General features: G+C 67.5%; 19 protein-coding genes. 13 read left to right on the top strand and 6 right to left on the bottom strand.

Annotated elements, in window-relative coordinates:
• Positions 1 to 25: 25 nt before the first annotated feature.
• The 3 genes from VOI27_RS05015 to VOI27_RS05005 are packed head-to-tail and all read right to left on the bottom strand — an operon-like array spanning position 26 to position 2,108.
• Positions 26 to 502 (bottom strand): CinA family protein, encoded by a 477-nt coding sequence (locus VOI27_RS05015; protein ID WP_323764207.1) that lies wholly within the window; start codon positions 500 to 502, stop codon positions 26 to 28.
• On the bottom strand, positions 499 to 990 hold the full coding sequence (locus VOI27_RS05010) for a phosphatidylglycerophosphatase A (RefSeq protein ID WP_323764206.1): 492 nt from the start codon (positions 988 to 990) through the stop codon (positions 499 to 501). The genes VOI27_RS05015 and VOI27_RS05010 overlap by 4 nt, the downstream gene beginning before the upstream one ends.
• The gene (locus VOI27_RS05005) at positions 987 to 2,108 is read right to left on the bottom strand and encodes a bifunctional 2-C-methyl-D-erythritol 4-phosphate cytidylyltransferase/2-C-methyl-D-erythritol 2,4-cyclodiphosphate synthase (RefSeq protein WP_323764205.1); all 1,122 of its coding nucleotides are present in this window, start codon (positions 2,106 to 2,108) and stop codon (positions 987 to 989) included. The genes VOI27_RS05010 and VOI27_RS05005 overlap by 4 nt, the downstream gene beginning before the upstream one ends.
• 161 nt (positions 2,109 to 2,269) lie before the next feature.
• Here VOI27_RS05005 and dusB point away from each other — a divergent pair, with 161 nt between their 5' ends.
• The 7 genes from dusB (at position 2,270) to VOI27_RS04970 (ending at position 10,808) form a co-directional block, all read left to right on the top strand.
• Entirely contained in the window at positions 2,270 to 3,265 is a 996-nt protein-coding gene (dusB, locus tag VOI27_RS05000; RefSeq protein WP_323764204.1) for a tRNA dihydrouridine synthase DusB, read from the top strand.
• The gene (locus VOI27_RS04995) at positions 3,262 to 4,356 is read left to right on the top strand and encodes a two-component system sensor histidine kinase NtrB (RefSeq protein ID WP_323764203.1); all 1,095 of its coding nucleotides are present in this window, start codon (positions 3,262 to 3,264) and stop codon (positions 4,354 to 4,356) included. The genes dusB and VOI27_RS04995 overlap by 4 nt, the downstream gene beginning before the upstream one ends.
• Positions 4,357 to 4,367: 11 nt before the next feature.
• A complete protein-coding gene (locus tag VOI27_RS04990) occupies positions 4,368 to 5,732 on the top strand; it encodes a response regulator (RefSeq protein ID WP_323764202.1) in 1,365 nt (454 codons plus the stop codon).
• A 229-nt stretch (positions 5,733 to 5,961) separates the two neighbouring features.
• Positions 5,962 to 8,160 carry a PAS domain-containing sensor histidine kinase gene (locus VOI27_RS04985; RefSeq protein WP_323764201.1) on the top strand — a complete coding sequence of 733 codons (2,199 nt, stop codon included), beginning with the start codon at positions 5,962 to 5,964 and terminating at the stop codon, positions 8,158 to 8,160.
• Positions 8,157 to 9,569 carry a sigma-54 dependent transcriptional regulator gene (locus VOI27_RS04980; RefSeq protein WP_323764200.1) on the top strand — a complete coding sequence of 471 codons (1,413 nt, stop codon included), beginning with the start codon at positions 8,157 to 8,159 and terminating at the stop codon, positions 9,567 to 9,569. Before VOI27_RS04985 ends, VOI27_RS04980 begins: the two co-directional genes overlap by 4 nt.
• Positions 9,570 to 9,572: 3 nt before the next feature.
• A complete protein-coding gene (locus VOI27_RS04975) occupies positions 9,573 to 10,160 on the top strand; it encodes a hypothetical protein (RefSeq protein WP_323764199.1) in 588 nt (195 codons plus the stop codon).
• A 78-nt stretch (positions 10,161 to 10,238) separates the two neighbouring features.
• Entirely contained in the window at positions 10,239 to 10,808 is a 570-nt protein-coding gene (locus tag VOI27_RS04970) for a hypothetical protein (RefSeq protein WP_323764198.1), read from the top strand.
• Between the two features lie 330 nt (positions 10,809 to 11,138).
• On the opposite strand, the gene VOI27_RS04965 is transcribed toward VOI27_RS04970, so the two are convergent.
• Complete coding sequence (locus VOI27_RS04965; RefSeq protein WP_323764197.1) at positions 11,139 to 11,660, bottom strand: cell wall hydrolase; 522 nt, start codon at positions 11,658 to 11,660, stop codon at positions 11,139 to 11,141.
• Positions 11,661 to 11,877: 217 nt separating this feature from the next.
• Between VOI27_RS04965 and trkA the strand changes: the two genes are divergently transcribed.
• From trkA to hflX, 4 genes are all read left to right on the top strand, one after another.
• Positions 11,878 to 13,254 (top strand): Trk system potassium transporter TrkA, encoded by a 1,377-nt coding sequence (gene trkA / locus VOI27_RS04960; RefSeq protein WP_323764196.1) that lies wholly within the window; start codon positions 11,878 to 11,880, stop codon positions 13,252 to 13,254.
• Entirely contained in the window at positions 13,255 to 14,769 is a 1,515-nt protein-coding gene (locus tag VOI27_RS04955; RefSeq protein ID WP_323764195.1) for a TrkH family potassium uptake protein, read from the top strand.
• 129 nt (positions 14,770 to 14,898) lie between these two features.
• Complete coding sequence (gene hfq / locus VOI27_RS04950; RefSeq protein ID WP_048531263.1) at positions 14,899 to 15,138, top strand: RNA chaperone Hfq; 240 nt, start codon at positions 14,899 to 14,901, stop codon at positions 15,136 to 15,138.
• Between the two features lie 17 nt (positions 15,139 to 15,155).
• Complete coding sequence (gene hflX / locus VOI27_RS04945; protein WP_323764369.1) at positions 15,156 to 16,409, top strand: GTPase HflX; 1,254 nt, start codon at positions 15,156 to 15,158, stop codon at positions 16,407 to 16,409.
• 298 nt (positions 16,410 to 16,707) lie between these two features.
• On the opposite strand, the gene VOI27_RS04940 is transcribed toward hflX, so the two are convergent.
• Positions 16,708 to 19,173 carry a penicillin acylase family protein gene (locus VOI27_RS04940; protein WP_323764194.1) on the bottom strand — a complete coding sequence of 822 codons (2,466 nt, stop codon included), beginning with the start codon at positions 19,171 to 19,173 and terminating at the stop codon, positions 16,708 to 16,710.
• Positions 19,174 to 19,265: 92 nt separating this feature from the next.
• On the opposite strand from VOI27_RS04940, the gene VOI27_RS04935 reads away from it, so the two are divergent.
• Positions 19,266 to 20,138: an NAD(P)-dependent oxidoreductase gene (locus VOI27_RS04935; protein ID WP_323764193.1), complete on the top strand. Its 873-nt coding sequence runs from the start codon at positions 19,266 to 19,268 to the stop codon at positions 20,136 to 20,138.
• A 593-nt stretch (positions 20,139 to 20,731) separates the two neighbouring features.
• A complete protein-coding gene (locus tag VOI27_RS04930) occupies positions 20,732 to 23,710 on the top strand; it encodes a ribonuclease E/G (RefSeq protein ID WP_323764192.1) in 2,979 nt (992 codons plus the stop codon).
• Positions 23,711 to 23,775: 65 nt separating this feature from the next.
• Here VOI27_RS04930 and VOI27_RS04925 read toward each other — a convergent pair whose 3' ends face one another.
• Entirely contained in the window at positions 23,776 to 24,000 is a 225-nt protein-coding gene (locus tag VOI27_RS04925) for a sulfurtransferase TusA family protein (RefSeq protein WP_323764191.1), read from the bottom strand.
• Positions 24,001 to 24,058 lie beyond the last annotated feature (58 nt).

Here is a 24,058-nt window from a genome sequence, read left to right as displayed (position 1 = left end):
TCGTGCGTGAATTGCGCAGGTCTGCCTAAATTCCGGGCAGGGCGCGCAAGAGCAGGGCCAGCGCATGGTCGCGGGCGCGGGCGCGCACCTGCGCCCGGCCAAGCGCACCGAAATCGATGGTCTCGCAACTTGTGCCGGTGTCGGTCGCCAGCGCAAAGCAGACCCGGCCTTCGGGCTTCTCGGCGCTGCCGCCGCCGGGCCCGGCGATGCCGCTGATCGCCACCGCCGCATCGGCGCCGGCGCGGGCCAGCGCGCCTTCGGCCATCTCGCGCACCACCGGCTCCGAGACCGCGCCATGCGCCTCGAGGGTTGCGGGCGCCACGCCCAGAAGGTCCTGCTTGGCCCGGTTTGCGTAGGTGACGAAGCCGAAACCGAACACCTCCGACGCGCCGGGCGGATCGGTGAGCGCCGCGGCCACCATGCCGCCGGTGCAGCTTTCGGCGCAGGTCACCTTCTTCCCCGCCAGCCGCGCCGCCGAGATCAGGTCTGCCGCAAGGCTCATGGGATCAACACCAGATGCGCCAGCGCCGCCAGCACGATCACCACCACGGCCGCGGCGATTCCGGCCAGCACATCGTCGAGCATCACCCCCAGCGGTCCGCCCTTGCGGTCGGCCCAGCCGACCGGCCCCGGCTTCCAGATGTCAAACAGACGAAAGAACAGGAAGGCCGCGAGGATCCCGGGCCAGAGCCGCAGCACATCCGCACCGGCAAAGACCGCGCCATAGGACACCGGCCAGAGCGCCAGCCACTGGCCCACCACCTCGTCGACGACGATCTCCGAGGGGTCATGATCGGCCTTGCCGGCGGTCTCGACCCCGGTGGCCCAGTAGCCCAGGGCAAAGACCAGCGCGCAGGCCAGCGCCAGCAGCCAGGGCCCGCCGGCGAGATGCAGCACATAGGCAAAAGGCAGGGCGGCCAGCGACCCCCAGGTGCCCGGCGCGGGCTTGAGGTAGCCGGCGTAGAACCAGGTCGCGATCAGCCGGCTCATGCCCGCACCAGCAGCACGCTGGCCTGCGCCGCGATGCCCTCTTCTCGGCCGGTAAAGCCGAGTTTCTCCGATGTGGTCGCCTTGACCGAGACCTGATCCATGTCGCACCCCATGATGTCTGCCAGGGCGGCGCGCATGGCCGTGGCATGCGGACCCACCTTGGGCCGTTCACAGATAAGCGTGATATCGGCGTTGCCCAGGGCATAGCCCATCTCCGCCGCCAGATCGACCGCATGGCGCAGGAAGATATGGCTCTCGGCGCCCTTCCACTGCGGATCGGAGGGCGGGAAATGCTGGCCGATATCGCCGCGGGCCAGCGCGCCGTAGATCGCGTCGGTCAGCGCATGCATGCCGACATCGGCGTCGGAATGGCCCTTGAGCCCGCGCGCGTGCGGCACCGCGACACCGCAGAGCATCACGTGGGCGCCCTCGCAGAACTGGTGCACGTCATAGCCTGTGCCGATACGCATCGCGGCTCCTTTCAACAGGGTTTCGGCCCGCGCGAAATCTGCGGGCAGGGTGATTTTCAGGTTCTCTTCTGCGCCTTGGGTGATGGCCACGTCCAGCCCGAAAGCCCGCGCCACGGCGACGTCATCGGCGGCTTCGTCCCGGTGCGCGCGATGCGCGGCGAGGATGGCGTCAAAGCGGAAGCCCTGCGGCGTCTGCGCCCGGTAAAGCCCGTCGCGGTCGCGGGTGCCGGTGACGCGCGCGGCCGCGCCGGTCCAGAGCGCATCAGTCACCGCCAGCGCCGGGGCCGCGCCCGGAGACCTGTGCAGGGCCGCGATCACCGCGTCGACCACAGCTGCCGGCACGCAGGGCCGCGCCACGTCGTGGATCAGCACGGCGTCGAACTCCTGGTCCGCCAGCGCCTCGAGCCCGTTCCGCACGCTCTCCGACCGGGTCGCGCCGCCGTCGATCAGCTGCACGTCGAGACCGGCGGCCTCGGCGCGGTCGTCGGGGTGAATCACCAGCGCGCGCGCGGCGATATCTGGCCGGTCAAAGGCCGCCAGCGTCCAGTCCACCACGCGCCGCCCGGCCAGCGGGCGCCATTGTTTCGGCGCGCCGGGGCCTGCACGGGTGCCGCGGCCTGCGGCGACGATCAGGGCTGCGATTTTCATGGCCGCCTGATACGACCTGCCGAAGCAAACGGCAATTGCCCCGGGGTCGCTGCCCGTTTTTTGGGCAAGCGTCCTTTTCGCAACCGCAGAAACGGCGGCAGAGATTGAAACCGCGGCAAGCAGGCGATAGGCCGGAAGGGGAATGCACAAGGATTAAGCACGTGACCATTCAGGTGGCAAACCTATCGCTCAACCCCCCGGTTTTCCTCGCACCTTTAGCGGGAATCACCGATTTGCCGTTTCGCAACCTCGTCCAGAGCTTTGGCGCGGGGCTGGTGGTCTCGGAAATGGTGGCCAGCCAGGAGATGGTGCAAGCCAAGCCCGGCGTGCGCGAGAAGGCCGAACTGGGCTATGGCGTCGCGGCAACCTCGGTGCAGATCGCCGGGCGAGAGGCCTATTGGATGGCCGAGGCGGCCCGCCAGATCGAGGCCAATGGCGCCCGGCTGATCGACATCAACATGGGCTGCCCGGCCAAGAAGGTCACCTCGGCCAGCGGCGCCGGGGCGGCGGGATCGGCGCTGATGAAGGATCTCGACCATGCGCTGACGCTGATCGAAGCGGTGGTGGCGGCGGTCGACCTGCCGGTGACGCTGAAGACGCGTCTGGGCTGGGACGACGCCCTGCGCAACGCGCCCGAGCTGGCGCGGCGGGCCGAGGCGGCGGGGGTGAAGATGATCACCATCCACGGCCGCACCCGCTGCCAGTTCTACAAGGGCCGCGCCGACTGGTCGGCGATTGCCAATGTGAGCGCGGCGGTCGACATCCCCGTCATTGCCAATGGCGACATCACTTCTAGCACGCAAGCCGCTGAAGCCATGGAGAAATCCGGCGCACAAGGCGTGATGATCGGGCGCGGGGCGCAAGGCCGGCCGTGGATCCTGGCGCAGGTGGCGCATGATCTTTTTGGCACGCCGGCGCCGAACATTCCGACCGGCAAGGAATTTTCAGACATGGTCACAAGGCATTACGAGGCGATGTTGACGTTTTACGGCGAAGAGCTCGGGCTGCGCGTCGCGCGCAAGCATCTGGGCTGGTACATGGATGTGGCGGGCACCGAACCCGGCCTGCGCCGCGCCGTTCTCACCAGTCGCACCCCAGCCGACGTGATCGCCCGTCTGCCAGATGCGCTGGCCGCCCAGCCCGAGGTGGCAGCATGACCGCGCCGGCCGCCACCGCGGAGAATGCCGTCTGGTCCTCGTTGCCGGTGCCGGCGATCTGGATCGACGGCAGCGATCACATCGTCGATGTGAACCCGGCCGCCGAGGGGTTCTTCAACTCGTCCGCCAAGGCGCTGCGGGGCGAGCCGGTCTGGGACCGGCTGGCCGTCGATGCGCCGTTGGAAGACAGCCTCGGACGCGCCCGCGAACAGGGCACGGCGCTGTTCGTCAATGATGTCGATGTCGGCACCGGCGACCGCGCGCCGCTGCAATGCAACCTTCAGGTCGCACCGCTGCAAGGCGCGCCGGGCGCCATGATGCTGCTGATCTCGCCGCGCGAGCTTGCCGGGCGGATGACTCAGAGCCAATCGGCCAAATCCGCCGCCAAATCCGCCATCGGCATGGCCGAGATGCTGGCCCACGAGATCAAGAACCCGCTCGCCGGCATTGCCGGTGCGGCGCAGTTGCTGAGCATGAACCTCAGCGCAGAAGACCTTGAAATGACGGATCTTATCGTTGGTGAGACCCGTCGGATCGTGAAGCTTCTCGAGCAGGTCGAGCAGTTCGGCAACCTCTCGGCACCGGAACGCCGCGCGGTCAATATCCACGATGTGCTTGATCGCGCACGGCGCTCGGCGCTGGTCGGCGCGGCGGCGCATATGAAGATCATCGAGGATTACGACCCCTCGCTGCCGCATGTCTGGGGCGATGCCGACCAACTGTTGCAGGTGGTCTCCAACCTGATCCGCAACGCCTCTGAGGCCGCCGGCCCGGAGGGCGGCGTGATCCGGTTGCACACCTATTACGAACGCGCTTTCCGGCTGCGCCGCTCGGACGGCACCGGCCAGACCCTGCCGCTTCAGGTCGAGGTGATCGACGACGGCCCCGGTCTGCCCGAGGCGCTCAAGGGCGACATCTTCGAGCCGTTCGTCTCGGGCCGCGAGAACGGCACCGGGCTCGGGCTGGCGCTGGTCAGCAAGATCATCTCCGACCATGACGGTTGGATTTCAGTCACTTCCGTGCCGGGGCGCACGGTGTTTCGCATTTCCCTGCCGATGGTGCCCAAGGGCGCCGCGGCGGACGGGGCGTAGGAGGGTTTCCCATGGACGGCACTATTCTGGTTGCTGACGACGACCGCACCATTCGCACGGTGCTGACACAGGCGCTGACCCGCGCGGGCTGCAAGGTGCATGCCACCTCGTCGCTGACCACGCTGATGCGCTGGGTCGGCGAGGGCAAGGGTGACGTGGTCATTTCCGACGTCGTCATGCCGGATGGCAACGGGCTGGAAATGTTGCCGAAAATCCGCCAGGACCGGCCCGATCTGCCGGTCATCGTGATCTCGGCGCAGAACACCATCATGACCGCGATCCAGGCGGCCGAGGCCGAGGCCTATGACTACCTGCCCAAGCCGTTTGACCTGCCGGACCTGATGAAGCGCACCGCCCGCGCGCTCGAGGCGCGCAGCGCGCCCTCGCGGCCGGCGCCCGAGGTGCCGGACCAGCCCGACGAGCTGCCGCTGGTCGGCCGCACGCCGGTGATGCAGGCGCTCTACCGGCTGGTGGCGCGGGTGATGAACACCGATCTGCCGGTGCTGATCTCTGGTGAAAGTGGCACCGGCAAGTCCTTGATCGCGCGCGCAATTCACGACTTTTCCGATCGGCGCACCTTGCCCTTCGTCACCGTCACCGGCAACGAGCTGCAGGACATCGAAGGCCCGGCGCGGGTGCTGGCCCGGGTCAAGGGCGGCACCCTGCTGCTCGACGAGATCACCGACATTCCAGACGACATCCAGGCCCGGATCGTGCGGATGATCGATACCCCGGGCGATCACGTGCCGCGCTTCATGGCCACCAGCCAGGGCGATCTGGCCGAGGCGCTCGACAAGGGGCGGCTGCGGCAGGACCTCTATTACCGGCTCTCCGGCGCCTCGATCCAGGTGCCGTCGCTGCGCGAGCGGGTCGAGGACATCGCCCTGCTGACCGATCATTTCCTCATCCGCGCCGAACGAGACGGTGCGCCCAAACGCTGGCTCTCGACCGATGCGGCCGATCTGTTTCGCGCCTATAGCTGGCCCGGCAACGTGCGCCAGCTGGAAAACGCGGTGCGGCGGCTGAGCCTGACCAGCCGGGCCGAGGAGATCACCCGCACAGAGGTTGAGCTGGTGCTTGGCAATCAACCGGAGATGGAGCCGGTTCTGTCGGGTGGCAGCAGTGAAAAGCTCGGGGCGGCGGTTTCCCGCCACCTGCGGCGTTACTTCGATCTGCACGGCGCGCTTTTGCCGCCGCCGGGGCTCTATCAGCGTATTCTCAAGGAGGTGGAATTCCCGCTGATCGAGATCGCGCTCGAGGCCACCGGCGGAAATCAGGCGAAATGCGCTGAACTGCTGGGCATCAACCGCAATACCCTCCGCAAGAAAATCACCGACCTCGATATTCCCGTGACACGGCGCCGCAAGTTGATGTAATACTGCCACATGAGTGGCCCCGATGTCGCAACCCCTGTGGTTCGACTGGAGAGTGCCACATGATATGGCGGTTAGTCGCGCAAGCGGCACATCTGAGCGAGGGCGGTCTGTGGCCACAGGGGCACATGCATCGGCACGAGGTTTGAACGGCGGTGGTAGAATACCGCCCCGCGGCTGGGTCTCTCTTGAGGGTCTGCGCCGCTGGGCGCGTCTGCGCCGGGTGCAGAATGTGGCGACGCTGACGCTGGTTCTGCTCGGGCCCTGCCTGGCCTTTGCGACCTTCCTCGTCATGGGCCCGCTCAACATGGGCGCCAGCGCGCCGGGGCTGCGGCTGATCCTTTTGGCGGATTTCGTCTATGTGCTGCTGATCGCGGCGCTGGTGCTGCAACGGGTGGCGCGGATGGTGGCGGCGCGGCGGGCGCGCTCTGCCGGCTCGCGGCTGCACCTGCGGCTGACCGGGGTGTTTGCGCTGATGGCGCTGATTCCGACGGTGACGGTGGCGGTCTTTGCCGTTCTGACGATCAACATCGGCCTCGAGACCTGGTTCTCGGACCGGGTGCGGCAGGTGGTTGGCGCGTCCCTGTCGGCTGCCAAGGCCTATCAGGCCGAGCAGCGCGAGGATCTGGCCGAGGATGCCCGCGCGCTTGCCGGCTATATCGACGCCCAGCGGCCGACGGTGATGCGCGATCCCACCACCAACCTGCGCAAGGTGCTGACCGACGGTCAGGGGCTGATCCAGCGCGGGCTGCGCGAGGCCTATCTGATCGACGGCACCGGCGAGCTGCGCACCCGCGGTGAACGCTCCTACCTGTTCGATTTCGAGAAACCGAGCCCAACGCAGATTGCCGCCAGTCAGGGCGACAACAGCCTGAGCCTGATCGAGGATTGGGAGAACAGCGAGTTCCGCGCCATCGTGCCGTTGCGCGAGTTTCCCGACCGCTACCTCTATATTTCCCGCAACGTCAACGGCGAGCTGCTCGACCTGCTCGACGACACCCAGCAGACCGCGCAGTTCTATCAGCAGCAAGAGAGCGAGCGCGGCCGGCGGCTGTTCGATTTTGCGCTGATTTACCTGGGCTTTGCACTCTTGCTGGTGCTGGCCTCGATCTGGCTGGGCCTGTGGTTTGCCGAGCGGCTGTCGCGCCCGGTGGGCCGGCTGACCGGCGCGGCGCAACGGGTGGGGGCCGGGGACCTCGACGTGCGGGTGCGCGAGGAGGAGGGCGACGACGAGATCGCCATGCTCGGCCGCTACTTCAACCAGATGACCCGCCAGCTCAAGGGCCAGCGCGAGACCCTGCTCGACAACACCCGCCAGATCGAACGCCGGCGGCGGATGTTCGATTCGGTGCTCTCTTCGGTCACGTCCGGCGTGGTCGGGCTTGATGATGCCGGCCGGGTCTCCTTCGTCAACCGTTCGGCCGAGCGGCTGCTGGGCTGGAGCGAGAACCGCCAGACCGTGCCGCTGAAGGTCGCCGTGCCCGAGTTCGGCCCGCTGTTCGAGCAACTGGCCGCCGGCGAACGCAACGTGGTGCAGCAGGAGGTCAAGGTGGTGCGCGAGGGCCGACAGGAAAACCTGCTGGTGCGCATGGCGACGCGAAGCCGCGAGGATGGCGGGCTCGAGGGCTATGTGGTGGCCTTCGACGACGTCTCGGACCTCGTGGCGGCGCAGCGCATGGCCGCCTGGGGCGACGTGGCCCGGCGCATCGCGCATGAGATCAAGAACCCGCTGACGCCGATCCAGCTCTCGGCAGAGCGCATCCATCGCAAGTTCCGCCGCGAGCTGGGCGAGGAGAGCGGCGCCAAGCTCGAGGAGCTGACCGGGGTGATCGTGCGCCAGACCAACGACCTGCGCCGCATCGTCGACGAATTTTCCAAGTTCGCCCGTATGCCCGAGCCGGAGCGTGCACCCGAAGATGTGATCGCGCTCTTGCGCGGTGCGGTGCTGCTGCAGGAAAGCGGCCAGCCCGATGTGGTCTTCGACGTGGCGCTGCCAGAGGGCCCGATGATGGCCGATCTCGACGCCACGATGATCAGCCAGGCGCTGACCAACCTGATCAAGAACGCCGGCGAGGCGATCGAGACCCTGCAGGAGCGCGGTGCGCCAGAGGGCCACCGGCCGGTGATCCGCGTCACCTGCGAAGCAGAGGGCCGTCAGGCGCTGATCCGCATCATCGACACCGGCATCGGCCTGCCGGAAGACCGCGCGCGGCTGTTCGAGCCCTATGTGACGACGCGCGACAAGGGCACCGGCCTTGGCCTGCCCATCGTCAAGAAGATCATCGAGGAACATGGCGGCAGTCTCGCTCTGGAAGACGCGCCGCGATTTGACGGCCAGCCCGACGGCGGGGCGATGGCCGTGATCCGACTGCCACTGGCGGTCGGCCAGGACAGTGCCAGTGAAGAGGACCGAGGGGACACGAGCAAATGAGCGATATTCTGATTGTCGACGACGAACGCGATATCCGCGAGCTGATCGGGGATATTCTGGAAGATGAAGGCTTTACCACCCGTCTTGCCGGCGGGTCGGATGAATGCATGGCGGCGCTCAACGACGAGCCGCCGGCGCTGATGATCCTCGACATCTGGCTCAAGGACAGCCGGATGGACGGGATCGACATCCTCAAGACCGTCAAGCGTGACAACCCCGGCATCCCGGTGGTGATCATCTCGGGGCATGGCAATATCGAGATCGCGGTGGCGGCGATCAAGCAAGGGGCCTACGACTTCATCGAGAAGCCCTTCAACATCGACCAGCTGCTGGTGGTGATCCGCCGCGCGATGGAGACCTCGCGGCTCAGGCGCGAGAACCAGCAGCTCAAGCGCAAGGAGAGCACCGCCGCCGAGATGGTCGGCGACAGCGCGTCCTTCCGCACGCTGCTGGGTCAGCTTGACAAGGTGACGAAATCCAATGGCCGGGTGATGCTCACCGGCCCGGCGGGCAGCGGCAAGGAGGTGGCGGCGCGCTATATCCATGCCCATTCCGCCCGCGCCGAGGCGCCCTTTGTCACCGTCAACTGCGCTTCGATCGAGCCCGAGACCATGGAAGAGCTGCTGTTTGGCCGCGAGAGCGCCGAGCGCGGCATCGAGGCCGGTCTGCTCGAACAGGCGCATGGCGGCGTGGTCTATTTCGACGAGGTGGCGGACATGCCGCTGGGCACCCAGTCCAAGATCCTGCGCGTGCTGGTCGATCAGCAGTTCACCCGGGTCGGCGGCACCGACAAGGTGCGGGTCGACCTGCGGGTGATTTCCTCGACCAACCGCAACCTCGAAGAGGAGATCGACGCCGAGCGCTTCCGCCAGGAGCTGTTCCACCGGCTCAACGTAGTGCCGATCGCCGTGCCCTCGCTCGAGGAGCGGCGCGAGGACATCCCGGTGCTGGCCGAGTATTTCATCAAGGCCTGCCACGACGGCCAGGGCCTGCCGATGCGCAGCCTGTCTGACGAGGCGGTGGCGCTGATGCAGACGATGACCTGGCCGGGCAATGTGCGGCAGTTGAAGAACCTGATCGAGCGGGTGCTGATCCTCGGCGACGGCACCGGCGAGATCGACGCGCATGAGCTGCCGCAGGATGCGCCGGCGGGGCAGGAAGAGGGCCGTGTGGTGCTGGCCGGCACCCTGGCGACGCTGCCCCTGCGCGAGGCCCGCGAGGCCTTCGAACGGGAATACCTGCTGACCCAGATCAACCGCTTCGGCGGCAATATCAGTCGCACCGCGTCTTTCGTCGGCATGGAGCGCTCGGCGCTGCACCGCAAGCTGAAATCGCTGGGCGTGGTGACCTCGTCGAAATCCGGCGCACGGGTGGCGCGGGTCGGCGAGACGGCGGCACAGGCGGGCTGATCCATGTCAGGTAGGATGACGCGGCGGCGCGTGGCCTTTGGCCTCGCGGCGCTGGCGCTGGCGGCGGGCTGCGGGGCGCCCGAGATGAACTTTGCCGAGACCGGCGACCCCGAGGCCAAGATCGCCGAGCTGACCCGGGCGCTCCTGGCGCTGGGGACGGGGGTCGATGCCGGCGAGGCCGCGCGCGTGGCGCGGATCGCGGTGCTGCGCCCGCTCGACTGGGCCGAGGACTGGCAGGTCGTCGATCCGCCGCTCAGGCACAACATCAAGGTGATCCACGGGCTGCGCGAGAAGGGCGTCTGCCGCGACTGGACCAATGCACTGCACGCCGCGCTGCGGGCCGAGGGGCTGCGGACGATCGACCTGCATGTGGGCTATGCCAATGCCCGCAACGTCAAGCTCGAGCATGTCTCGGTGGTGGTCTCGGCCGCCGGCCGGCCGATGGAGGAGGGTCTGCTGCTCGATCCCTGGCGGGTGGGCCAGGGGCGGCTCTGGTTCGCGAAGGTGACCGAGGACCCGCGCTACCGCTGGGAAACGCTCGAGGCGGTGCGCGCCTGGCAGGCGACGCAGGCGGCGCGGCCGAGGGGCTGAGGCGCGGCGCGTGGGCTTGCCTCAAGGGCGATATCGGGGCAGGTTCCGGGGCATGGTTCCATAACGAGAGATTGTCCCATGCGAGTGACCCGAGCTTTTCTGACTGCCGCCTGCCTGACCGCGACCCCGCTGATGCTGACGCCACTGGCCGCCGACGAGATCACCGATACGCTGCAGAGCGCCATCGCCGCCTATCAAGACGGCGACATTCAATATGCGCTCGACGAGATCGAGCTGGCCCGCCAGCAGCTGCTGGGGCTCAAGACCGGGGCGCTCAGCGCCTTCCTGCCGCCGGCACCCGAGGGCTGGACCCGCGAACTCGACGAAGAGGCCGCGCAGGGGCTGGCGATGATGGGCGGCGGTGTCGCGGCCGAGGCGACCTATGAGGGCGAGGGCCAGCGCTATACCATCCAGCTGATGGCTGACAACCCGATGGTCGCCAGTGTCGCCGGCGTGATCAACAACGCCGCGATGATGGGGATGAAGGTCGAGCGGGTGAACCGCCAGAAATTCGCCATCCAGGACGACGAGATCATGGGGCTGGTGGCGAACCGTATCCTGATCCAGGCCTCCGGCGCCGAGACCGAGACCATGCTGGCAGCGCTGGAACAGATGGATTTCCAGGCGATGCAGGGGTTCGGACAGTAGGGCCCTGCGGTCTCTCTGGGCCTCTTGGCCTGCGACGACGCCCCGGCGCAGGGGCCGGATCGGCGGCGGTGTGGCTGGCGGTGAGGCGTGGTCCACACCGGTGCCATGCGTCGCTCTGGCTGCAAATCATCCACGTTGCGCCCCGGCGCCCGCGCCGGGGCCTCCGGGCGAGCGGTGAGGTCCCGGCGCGGCGGCCGGGACGGTAGAGACAAAACCGATGGCGAGGCGTGGTCTACAGCGGTGCCATGTGTCGCTATGGTTGCCAGACATCCACGTCGCGCCCCGGCCCCCGCGCCGGGGTCTCCCGGCGAGCGCGACGGCGACGCGGCCTCAGCCGCCGGTGAGGCCTTCGATCTGTTTCGGCGGCGTCCGGCGGGTCACCAGCGCCGGCGGGCGTTTCTCGTAGAACGCATTGCCGCCGGCCGTCGCCACGTAGTGGATGTTGTTGAAATTGGCGTTGTAATAGGCCGCGTGGAAGAACCGTGCCTTGCTGATCAGCGGATGACGCTCTCCGCGCAGCACCGCCCGTGCGGCCTCTTGCGCCAGCGGCAGGCCGCGGTCGGTCATCTTGCGGGTCATCACCCCCGGCGCGAACTGGTTTCGTTGCGAGACCACGGCGCAGACCGTGTCGGGGAAATCCTCCGAGGCCACCCGGTTCATCACCACGGTGCCCACCGCGATCATGCCGTCGCGGCTCGAGCGGTTCGATTCGAAGTACATCACCCGCGTCATGCACTCCAGCGCCTTGGCCGAGACCCGCTCGGGCGCCTTGTCGCGCTGGCCGCAGGCGGCCAGGATCGTCAGCGCACAGAGCAGGGCCAGGGCGGGCAGGCGGGGGATCATCGGGGTCATCTGCTGGGGTCTCTCGCTGGTAGGGTGTGCGGATAGCCCGTCTCACAGCAATCCCGGGCGGGTTTTGCAAGCTCTTTCGCCGCCGGGCCCCGGAAGGCGCGGAGCCTTGCCGGATTTGCCACAGCCCGCGCGGCACCGGACGCGCGGCGCGTTGACCCTGTTGGCGGCATCTGCCAAGGATGGCTTTCGCGATCCAGAGGGCAGGGGAGCCTGTGACATGAAAGTCATCATCTGTGGGGCCGGACAGGTGGGCTGGCAGATCGCGCGGCACCTGTCGGGCGAGCGCAATGATGTGACGGTGGTCGACAGCAATCCCGATCTGGTGCGTCGCGCCACTGACACGCTCGACGTGCAGGGCATCGCCGGCTTTGCCAGCTATCCTGACATCCTCGACCGGGCCGGCGCCCGCGATGCCGACATGATCATCGCCGCCACCCATTCCGACGAGGTCAACATGGTCACCTGCCAGGTGGCCCATTCGGTGTTTGCGATCCCGCGCAAGGTGGCGCGACTGCGCTCGCAAAGCTACCTCGACGCGATCTATTCAGACCTCTACCGCCGCGATCACATGCCGATCGACGTGGTGATCTCGCCCGAGAAGGAGGTGGCCGACGCCGCGCTGCAACGGCTCTCGGCCCCGGCGGCCTTCGACACCGAGCATTTTCTCGACGGCAAGGCGCAGTTCCTCGGGCTCAGGCTGACCGCTGACTGCCCGGTGCTCAACACGCCGCTGCGCCAGCTGACCGACCTGTTCTCGACCCTGCGCTCGGTGGTGGTGGCGATCCGCCGCGAGGGCACTCTCTTTGCCCCCGACGCCGGCGACCAGCTGTTTGCCGGCGACGATTGCTATGTCATGAGCCATATCGACGATGTCGGCCGCACCATGGAGATCTTCGGCAAGAAGCAGACCAAGCAGGAGCGCGTGGTGCTGGTCGGTGGCGGCAATGTCGGCCTCGCGGTGGCGCAGGCGCTCGAAACCCGCACCGAGCGGATCCGCGCCAAGGTGATCGAGAAGAACCGCAAATGCGCCGAGCGGGCGGCGGATATTCTCGAGCGGACCATCGTTCTCAATGGCGACGGTCTGGACGCGGCGCTGCTGAAAGAGGCGAATATCCACCGCGCCGACGCCGTGCTGACCGTCACCGACGACGACAAGGTCAACCTGCTGGCCGCGGTGCGTGCCAAGGCCGAGGGCTGCCCCTTTGCCATCGCCCTGATCAACGACCCGACGCTGGTACCGCTGATGGGGCCGCTGGGCATCGACGCCTACATCAACCCGCGCGCCACCACCGTCAGCTCGATCCTGCGCCACATCCGCCACGGCCGGGTGCGCGGCGTCTATTCGGTGGGCGATGCCGAGGCCGAGGTGATCGAGGCCGAGGTGCTCTCGACCTCGCCGATCGCCGGCCAGCGGATCCGCGACATCGACTTTCCCGAAGGCGTTCTGGTGGGGGCGGTGCTGCAGGACGGCAAGGTGATGCGGCCCACCGGCAGCCTCAGGATCGAGGAGGGCAACGTCATTGCGCTGTTCTCGATGACCAAGGACGTGCCAGAGGTGGAACGGCTGCTCCAGGTCTCGATCGACTTTTTCTAGATGGTCAGAAATCTGAAAAACCTGCCGTTCTTCCTCCAGCTCGTGGGGCTGTGCGGGATGTGGATGATGGTGCCGGCGGTGCATGCACTGGCCTCGGCAGAGTTCCACCAGGCGCGCAGCTTCTTCTATGCCGGGCTGCTGACGTTGATTTTTGTCAGCCTGATCGGCATCGCCCTGTCGCATCAGCCGCAGAATCGCACCGGGCTGCGGCAGCTGCTGGGTCTGCTCGGCGCCTTTACCGTGCTGCCGCTGATCATGGCGGTGCCGTTCCACGAGGCGCTGCGCACCACCTCCTTTCTCAACGCCTATCTCGAGATGGTCTCGAGCTTCACCACCACCGGGGCCACGCTGTTCGCGCCAGAGCGTCTGTCGGACACGCTGCACCTCTGGCGGGCGCTGGTCGGCTGGATGGGCGGCCTGCTGATGTGGATCGCCGCGGCGGCGATCCTCGCGCCGCTCAACCTCGGCGGCTTCGAGGTCACCGCCAGCGCCGAGCCCGGCGGCGGCGAGGCGCGGGTCGCCACCATGGAGGGCGCCGATCCGCTGACCCGGCTGATGCGCACCTCCTGGCGGCTGATCCCGGTCTATTTCGGGCTGACGCTGGCGCTCTGGATCACCCTGCTGGTGGCCGGCGAGGCGCCGCTGGCGGCCTTCTGCCATGCCGCCTCGACCATGGCGACCTCGGGCATCTCGCCCATCGGAGGGGTGCAGAACGGCGCCGCGGGCTTCGTCGGCGAGGCGCTGGTCTTCGTCTTCCTGATGTTCTCGCTGTCGCGGCTGACCTTCACCAATGACACCGTCACCGGCGCTGCCGCCGACCTGCGCCATGACCCGGAGTTCCGCATGGGGCTGCTGTTCGTGGTGCTGGTGCCGGGCTTCTTGATCCTGCGCCACTGGGTCGGCGCCTTCGAGGTCGACGAGGTCGACGATCTGGTGTCGGCCCTGCGCGCCGCTTGGGGCAGCATGTTCACCGTGCTGTCGTTCCTCTCGACCACCGGTTTCGAGAGCGCCGACTGGGCCGCCGCGCGCAGCTGGTCCGGCCTCGACAGCCCCGGCATCATCCTGCTGGGCCTGGCGATGATCGGCGGCGGGGTGGCGACCACCGCGGGCGGGGTCAAGCTGCTCAGGGTCTTCGCGCTCTACCTCAACGGCAAACGCGAGATCGAGCGGCTGGTGCATCCCTCCTCGGTGGGCAATGCCCGCGCCGTCAGCCGGCGCATCCGCCGCCACGGTGCTTTCGTGGCCTGGGTCTTCTTCATGCTCTTCGCGCTCTCGCTGGCGGCGATCACCGTGATCCTCGGCGGCTTTGGCGTGCGGTTCGACGCCGCGATCGTGCTTGCCACCTCGGCGCTCTCGACCACCGGGCCGCTCACCGCCCTGGCGCTCGAGACGCCGATCGTGCTGGTCGAGCTCAACGCCGGCGCCAAGCTGGTCTATGGCGCCGCCATGGTGCTCGGACGGCTCGAGACACTGGCGATCATCGCGCTTTTGTCGCCCAACCTGTGGCGGAATTGACTTTTGCTGCACCGCAGCATAATTTGTCGTCGATCGGGGCTGGAAAACCCCTTGCGGGCAAGACATACTCGCGCCTCAGTGAGGGGGCCGATCCGCGGCAACTACGGCAAGAATAAAGGCAAATAAGGTATGGCTTCGGACAGACAGAACCTTCAGGACGCGTTCCTGAATCACGTGCGCAAGACCAAGGTTCCGGTGACGGTTTTCCTGATCAACGGCGTGAAACTGCAGGGCGTGATCACCTGGTTCGACAATTTCTGCGTGTTGCTGCGTCGCGACGGACAGTCGCAGCTGGTCTACAAGCATGCGATCTCGACGATCATGCCGGCCCAGCCCATCAACCTCTATGACGGTGACGAGGGCGCTTGAAAGAGCACGACGCGCATGTGACCCGCGCCTGGGTCTTGCATCCCGACATCAAGTCCGATCAGGACCGCCGCGCCGCTGAACCGGCGCTGGCAGAAGCCGTGGCCCTGGCCGACGCGCTGCCCGATCTGGAAGTTGTCGGCGCAGAAGTGGTGGGGCTGCGCACGGTGCAGCCCGGCAAGCTGTTTGGCTCCGGCAAGATCGAGGAACTCGGCGCGCGGATCAAGGCCGCCGATGTCGAGCTGGTGCTGGTCGACGGTCCGGTGACCCCGGTGCAGCAACGCAATCTGGAAAAGGACTGGGGGGTCAAGCTGCTCGACCGCACCGGTCTGATCCTCGAGATCTTTTCCGACCGCGCCGCCACCCGGGAGGGTGTGTTGCAGGTCGAGATGGCCGCGCTCTCCTATCAGCGCACAAGGCTGGTCCGGGCCTGGACCCACCTCGAGCGTCAACGTGGCGGGCTCGGTTTCGTCGGCGGCCCCGGCGAGACCCAGATCGAGGCCGACAGACGCGCGATCGATGATCAGCTGGTGCGCCTGCGCCGGCAGCTCGACAAGGTGGTCCGGACCCGAGACCTGCACCGCAAGGCGCGCGCCAAGGTGCCGTTTCCGATCGTCGCGCTGGTGGGCTATACCAACGCCGGCAAGTCGACGCTGTTCAACCGGCTGACCGGCGCCGAGGTGATGGCCAAGGACATGCTCTTTGCCACGCTCGACCCGACGATGCGGGCGGTGGAGCTGGACAACGGGCTCGAGGTGATCCTGTCGGACACCGTGGGCTTCATCTCGGACCTGCCGACCGAGCTGGTCGCCGCCTTCCGCGCCACGCTGGAAGAGGTGCTGGCGGCCGACGTGATCTGCCATGTGCGCGACATCAGCCATGACAACACCGAAGAGCAGGCCGAGGATGTGCGCGCCATCCTGAGCGGTCTGGGCGTGCCCGAAAGCACGCCGCAGCTCGAGCTGTGGAACAAGATCGACCGTATCGCGCCGGACGACCGCGCGGCGCTGCAGGCGCGCGCGGCGCGCGACGATGCGATCGTGTCGCTCTCGGCGGTGACCGGCGAGGGGATGGAGGAGTTCCTCGATGCGGTGACCCGGGCGCTTGATGCCGAGAAGCACGAGACCGAGGTGACGCTCGGGTTCGGCGAAGGCCGCAAGCGCGCCTGGCTGTTTGAGCGCGGTCTGGTGACGGATGAGCGCCAGGACGAGGAGGGCTACACGCTGGTGGTCACCTGGTCACGCAAGCAGGAAGCGCAGTTTTCGCGACTGTAGAGCGCTGTTGGGCTGGCTGGGAGGTCCCGGCGCAAGGCTGGGACGGTGGCTGTGGCGTTGGGTGCGGTCTACCGCCAGTGCGGAACAAGGCCGCAGGCCGCCGCGCCATCGTCATGCCGAAGGCATGCCTCCGGCATGACCCGCCCCCCGAGGCAACGCTTTGGTCGCCTTTAGCGCTGCGTCGTGAACTCATACGGACTTTGCCGGCATAAAGTGGCATACAGGACCGTCGGATCGCCACCCCGCGGGTCGGCGATGGCGCGGATCAGCGTCTTGTGGTGCGGTCGTAGGGCGTACCCTACCGCGGCGTGAGCCGCGTCACCCCCGTGGCCGCCGCGCGGGCCAGCTCTTCGTCCAATGACATCGGAATGTATTCACCACGCCGCCACAGGCTGCCGAGATCGTCGTAATGCCGCGACAGGAAATGCCCCGATTGCCCGGTCGAGGTGACAAAGACCGAACTGTCGGGATCGGCGAAATCATAGACCCCGCGATACCCCGCGCCATGCACGTTCAGATAGGGGTTCGCCCCGGTGCCCTTGGTGCGGCCGCGCAGCAAGGTGTGATCGCCGCCGGAGGTCGACTGGCGGATGTTGACGAAATGCCGCAGCACCGGCACCGCGCCCAGCACCGGGTGGTCATGGGTCGCCTCATGCGCATCGCCCCAGCGCAGCGCGCTCAGATCGCGGCCGTGGGTCTCCTCGAGCCAGACCACCGCATCCTCGAGCGCCAGCCGGGCGATATCGGTGCAGGTCTCCTCGGGCGAGGATTGCAGGATGTCGCACCAAGCGCTGGCGCCGTCGATATCGCGGTAGACCCGCTCGATGAACAGCGGCTCCACATGGGTATACTCATCCGCCAGCGGCCCGAGGTCGTCTCGGATCAGCCGGTCCTGCAGCGCCCGCAGCCAGGCGGCATAGATCAGCGGCTCGGGCAGGTGCTCGTTCATCTCGCCGTTCCACTCGGCCAGCAGGGTCAGCGCCACCTGGCGCTGGCGGGCGAGGGTGCCGGCGGGGGCGGCCTCGCCGGTGAACCACAGATCGGCACCGATCAGCGGCAGCAGCGAGCGGGCGGTGAAACTCACGGTGTCGAGCTGCGCCTCGATGAAACTGTCGCGGGTGTGGACCTCGCGGCCCTGCATCAGCCGGGTCCAGCGCTCGATCCGCTGGCTGTCGCCCCAGTGAAAGGAGACATGCTCGGGGAAGGGCCGGTCGATCACCTTGTTGTTGGTATTGCCGACGATGCCGCCCTCGGGGCGGACAAAGACCGGGTTGTCCTCATAGGGCAGGTGCCCCTGCCAGCGGTTCTCGGCAACCCAGCCCTGGGTCGGCATCCGACCCTGGCTCTCGTGACGTTCCGAGCGGCGCGGCATCCGGCCGACCAGCTGCAGCGCGATGCCGTCCTTGTCGGCCAGGGTGAGCATCTGGCTCGGCGCCACATAGGCCTCGCCGGTGGCCATCGCCTCCTCGATGTCCTGGGCATACATCAGCGCCATGGCGGCGCTGAGCGAAGTATCGGCCTCGGCCAGCGCGGTCCAGGCCAGCGCGGCGACGTGGCCCTGCGGGGTGATCGCGCCAAGATCGAAATGCGAGCCCGGCAGAACCGGGCCATTGTCGGTCCAGCGCAGGGTGACGGTGACCGGCGCCTCGTCCTTGATGCGCACGATCGAGCGGCGGGTCTCGAAGGCTTTGAACCCGCCTGGGGTGCGGTATTGCTGCGGGTTGTCGGGGTTGAGCTGCTCGATATAGAGGTCCTGGTCGTCGAGGTAGGAGGAGGTCACCCCCCAGCCCAGATGCGGGCTCTTGCCGGCCATCACCACCGGCACGCCGGGCACCGTAGCGCCGATCACCCCGCCGGTCTGCAGCTCGAGCCGGGCGAGATACCAGATCGCCGGTGCGGTGAAGCCCAGGTGCGGGTCATTGGCCAGCAGCGTGCCGCCCGAGGCCGAGCGCGCGGCCGAGGCGGCCCAGGCGTTGGAGGCGCCGGCCAGTCCGCGCGGCGACAGCGGTGAGAGCGGATCGCGCGGCAGGCGGGCATAGTCCTGGTGGCCCCTGCCGATCGCCGGCACCAGCGCGGCATAATCCGGCAGCGCGGCGGTACCCGGCCCCGGCACCTCCGGCAGGATGTCGCGCAGACGGTCTTCGTCGGGGACCAACAGCGAGGTTCTGGCGCGCAGCACCTCTTCACCCAGATGGCCCGACAGCTGCAGCGCCAGCAGCTTGACCAGAGCGATGGAATCGGCCGGCTGCCAGGGCGCGATTGGCACGTCGAAGAGAAAGAACTCGGGCGCGCCACGGCCCAGCGCCGAGGCGTTGATCTCGTCGAGCCTTGCGTTGACGCCGGCGGCATAGGCGGCGAGCGCGGCGCGGGTGCGGTCGTCCTGCGCCGCCACCGACCGGGTGGCGTTGGGGTAGAGATCGAGCCGGCGCATCAGCGTGTCGGTGGTCAGGGTGCGGCGGCCGAAGACCTCTGAGAGCCGGCCCTGCACGGTGCGCCGCAGGGTCACCATCTGCCACAGCCGGTCCTGGGCATGGGCGTATCCCAGGCCGAAGAAGACGTCATTGTCGCTGTCGGCAAAGATATGCGGCACGTTGGCGTTGTTGCGCACGATCTCGACCGGGCTGTCGAGGCCCTGAACCGCCAGCGTCTTGTCGTAATCTGGCAGCGAGCGCGAGGCCAGATAATAGACCGCCCCCGCAGCCAGCAGTGACAGCACCACGAGGGCGGTTGCCAGCCTGAACAGCCATTTGAATAAGCTTGCCATCTGCGCTCTTGCCTTGCCTCTTGTCATCCCGTCCGGCTCGGGTGAGAACCCCTTAAAGGAATTGGGTGCAAGACAAAAGCGGGAGAGACGCAATGGCGAAGGTGGCATTTCTGGGATTGGGCGTGATGGGCTATCCGATGGCCGGATACCTGGCGAAGGCGGGCCATGAGGTCACCGTCTACAACCGCACCGCTGCCAAGGCCGACACATGGGCCGCCGCGCATGGCGGCGCGGCTGCCGCGACCCCGGCCGAGGCCGCGCGCGGCGCTGCGTTCGTCATGGCCTGCGTCGGCAATGACGACGATCTGCGCGCGGTCTGTCTGGGCGAGGACGGGGCGCTTGCCGGCATGGAGAAGGGCGCGGTCTTTGTCGATCACACCACGGTCTCGACGGCAGTGACCCGCGAGCTTTACGAGGCGGCCGGGGAAAAGGGCGTGGCCTTTGTCGACGCGCCGGTCTCTGGCGGCCAGGCGGGGGCCGAGAACGGCCAGCTTGCGGTGATGTGCGGTGGCGATCAGGCGGCCTACGACCGGGCCGCGCCGGTGATTGCCGCCTATGCCAAGGCCTGCCGCCGGCTGGGCGAGAGCGGCGCCGGGCAGCTGACCAAGATGGTCAACCAGATCTGCATTGCCGGGTTGGTGCAGGGGCTCTCGGAGGGTCTGCATTTCGCCCAGAAGGCAGGGCTCGACGGCCGCGCGGTGGTCGATGTGATCAGCGGCGGGGCAGCCGGATCTTGGCAGATGGCGAACCGGTACGAGACAATGCTGGAGGATCAGTTCGAGCATGGCTTTGCGGTGGACTGGATGCGCAAGGATCTGGCGATCTGTCTCAAGACCGCCGACGAGGTCGGCGCGAGCCTGCCGGTGACGGCGCTGGTCGACCAGTTCTACAAGGATGTGCAGAAGCTGGGCGGCGGGCGCTGGGACACCTCGAGCCTGATCAAGCGGTTGAATTCTGCGGGGTGAGGCGGGCCGGGACGCGTTTTGCGGTTTGCCTCCGGTGCGGAACAAGGCCGAAGGCCGGCGCGCCATCGTCATGCCTCCGGCATGACCGGGGCGCCGATGGCGCGGCTCAGCGCTGGCGGCGACAGCGCAGCCCAACCTAAAACGCCATCGCTTTTGCGCTTCGCCACGATTGGTCATTGTAATTGCCCCGTCTCACGCCTTATGTTGACGAGAGGCAAAAGGGCGCAGCCCCTCTGCCCGAGAGTTTCGCTGTTTTCGAAGTGACGCGGGCCAGACGCCCCGAACCTTCCGAAACAGACCGATCTGATCGCCGGACCGCCAGACTGACGTGGCGGCGATCAACAAGACCAGCCCGACTGTGAAAGCGGCGGGCCGCAAACGGGCGGAAGGGCGCATGCGCCGGACCGTCGGAGAAGAAACGCGATGCAACGCGCGAGAATTCAGAGGGCAAGAGCAGGGGCCATCATGGGCCCCGCACCCATGCCTGTGCTGACCGCGTCCACCATCGCCCCAATCGGACATTTCCTGCAATCCGCCGCGCCGCCCGGGCTCTCCCGCGCGGCCGTCTGCTTGTGGGAAAGCATGAAAGTACAATGGCCAAGAAAATGCTTATCGATGCCACCCACGCGGAAGAGACCCGCGTCGTGGTGGTGGACGGAAACAAGGTCGAGGAATTCGACTTTGAATCGGAAAACAAGCGCCAGCTCGCTGGCAATATCTATCTAGCGAAAGTCACCCGGGTCGAGCCGTCGCTGCAGGCGGCCTTCGTCGACTATGGCGGCAATCGCCATGGCTTCCTCGCCTTTTCCGAGATCCATCCGGATTATTACCAGATCCCCGTCGCCGACCGCGAGGCGCTGATGGAGGAAGAGCGCGCCTATGCCGAGGCAATGAAGGCGCGCGACGAGGAAGAAGAGGCACGCCCCAAGAAGCGCCGCCGCCGGACATCGTTGAAGGCGGAGAAGACCGCCAACAGCGACGCGGTCGAGAGCCGTGAAGTCGAGGGCATGGAGACCATCGATCTCGAGGCCGACGACGACACGCTCGAAGGGCTGTCGCCGATGGAGACCGTTGCCGAGACCCCGGTCGAGGAACCCGAGACCGCCGCAGAGGGCGAGGAGGCCGCGCAAGCGACCGAGGAGACCCCTGCGGAAGATACCGAGGACGCCCGCGCCCCCGAGGTCGAGACCGAGGACGACGGCGAGGACGAGACCCCGGCCAAGCCCGATGCCGCGGACAAGGACAGCGATATCGAATCGGTGGCCGATGACGACGATCACGAGGACATCCGGCCGCCGCGCAAGCCGCGTCCGCGCCGCTACAAGATCCAGGAAGTCATCAAGGTCCGCCAGATCCTGCTGGTGCAGGTCGTCAAGGAAGAGCGCGGCAACAAGGGCGCGGCGCTGACCACCTATCTCTCGCTCGCGGGCCGCTACTGCGTGCTCATGCCCAACACCGCGCGCGGTGGTGGCATCAGCCGCAAGATCACCAACGCTCCGGACCGCAAGAAGCTCAAGGAAATCGCGGGCGAGATCGACGTGCCGCAGGGCGCGGGCCTGATCATCCGCACCGCCGGGGCCAAGCGCACCAAGTCGGAAATCAAGCGCGATTACGAATATCTGCAACGCCTCTGGGAACAGATCCGCGAGCTGACGCTGAAATCGATCGCGCCGGCCAAGATCTACGAGGAAGGCGACCTGATCAAACGCTCGATCCGCGATCTCTACAGCCGCGACATCGACGAGGTTCTGGTCGAAGGCGAGCGCGGCTACCGCATCGCCAAGGACTTCATGAAGATGATCATGCCGTCCCACGCCAAGAACGTGAAGCTCTATGCCGAGCAGTTGCCGCTGTTCGCCCGCTTCCAGGTCGAGAGCTACCTCGGCGCGATGTTCAACCCGACGGTGCAGCTGAAATCCGGTGGCTATATCGTGATCGGCGTGACCGAGGCGCTTGTCGCCATCGACGTCAACTCCGGCCGCGCCACCAAGGAAGGCTCGATCGAGGAGACCGCGACCAAGACCAACCTCGAGGCCGCCGAAGAGGTGGCCCGCCAGCTGCGTCTGCGCGACCTCGCCGGTCTGATCGTGATCGACTTTATCGACATGGACGAGCGCAAGAACAACGCCGCCGTCGAAAAGAAGATCAAGGACAAGCTGAAAACCGACCGCGCCCGCATTCAGGTCGGCCGGATCTCGGGCTTCGGCCTGATGGAAATGTCGCGCCAGCGCCTGCGCCCCGGCATGATCGAGGCCACCACCGCGCCCTGTCCGCATTGCCATGGCACCGGTCTGATCCGCTCGGATGACAGCCTTGCCCTGCAGGTGCTGCGCCAGCTCGAGGAGGAAGGCACCCGCCGCCGCTGCAAGGAGCTTCTGGTGCGCTGCCCGGTGAACATCGCCAACTACCTGATGAACGCCAAGCGCGAGCATATCGCCCTGATCGAGGCGCGCTACGGCATTGCCGTGCGGGTCGAGGGCGATCCCTCTCTGGTCAGCCCCGACTTCACCATCGAGAAGCTGAAGACCGCCACCCGCAAGGTGGCCGAAGCGCCGGTCGTCTCGGCCGACACCACGATCATGGATCTGGTCGACGAGGATGCCGAGGAGCCTGAAGAGGAGGTCGAGGTCGCCGAGGAGGCCCCCGCCGAGGCGGAAACGCCCGAGACCGGCGAAGAGGAAAGCCCCAAGCCCAAGAAGCGCCGTCGGCGCCGGCGTCGGCGGAAGTCGAAGTCCGAGGAGGGCAATGGCGACAGCCAGGAGAACGGCGACAGCCAGGACAATGGCGAGGCCGACAGCGACGAGGCCGAGGGGGCGAAGGACGCCGCCGAACGCGCGCCGAAAGAGGCGGACGACGCCTCGGAGGACAAGCCCAAGCGCACCCGCCGCACCTCGAGCAGCCGCCGCAAATCCTCGCGCACCAAAGCCGAAGAGGCCCCGGCCGAAGAGGCCACCGTTGCCGAGGCGACGCCGGTCGAGGCCGTCGAGGCCGCTGCAGAAGTGAGCGATGCGCCGGAGGCGGAGGCACCCGAAACCGAGGCAGCGACGCCGGTTCAGGAGGTCGCCGAGACCGCTGAGGCGGTGACGTCCGAGGCGGAGGCTCCGGCCGACACCGAGCTCCGGTCGGACACCCCGGCAGAGCCCGAGGGTCAGGCCGAGGCACCGGCGGACGCCGAGCCGGACGCTCAAAGCGCGCCTGAGGCACACGCACCGGTTGCTGCCGAGGCGGACGCCCCGGCGGAGCCCGAGATGCAGGCGGAGGCGCCGGCGGCAGAAGTCGCGCCGGCCCAGCCGGAGGCGGAAACCCCGGTCCAGCCGGAGGCGGAAACCCCGGTCCAGCCGGCGGCGGAAACCCCGGTCCAGCCGGCGGCGGAAACCCCGGCCGAGCCGGAGGCTGAAGCTGAGCCCAAGCCCGAGGCTGAAGCTGCGCAAGCGCCCGCGGCAGAGCCCGAGGCACCGGCAGAGCCGGAGGCGACACCGGAACCGGTGCTGGAAACCGTCGATACCGCTCAGGAGCCTGAGGACGACGACAGCAAGCCGAAGAAACGCGGCTGGTGGTCGATCGGCCGCTGAAGACAGAAAGCCCCGGCCATGCGCCGGGGCTTTTTCGTTTCTGACTGCCGTCTTGAGGGGTAGGGTCAGCCGCCCTTGCGGATCACGTAGATCTCGGCGTCACCGTCCGGGCGCGTCTCGATCAGCGCATGGCCCGCCTCGTGGCAGAAATGCGGCACGTCCACCACCGCCGCCGGATCGTCGGCACGCAGCTCGAGGATCGCGCCCGCAGGCATCGATTTCAGACGCTTGCGCGCCTTGAGAACGGGCAGGGGGCAAAGCAGGTGGGTGGCATCAAGGGTCTCGGTCATGGCGCAGGTCTAGGAGCGGGCGCAGGGCTTGTCCAGCGCCTTACTCTCGCCACGAAAC

It is taken from the genome of Marinovum sp. (genome assembly GCF_034669705.1).
Classification (GTDB): Bacteria; Pseudomonadota; Alphaproteobacteria; order Rhodobacterales; family Rhodobacteraceae; genus Marinovum.
The sequence above is the reverse complement of the archived record's forward strand: the minus strand, read 5'-3'. Positions and strand labels throughout refer to the sequence as shown.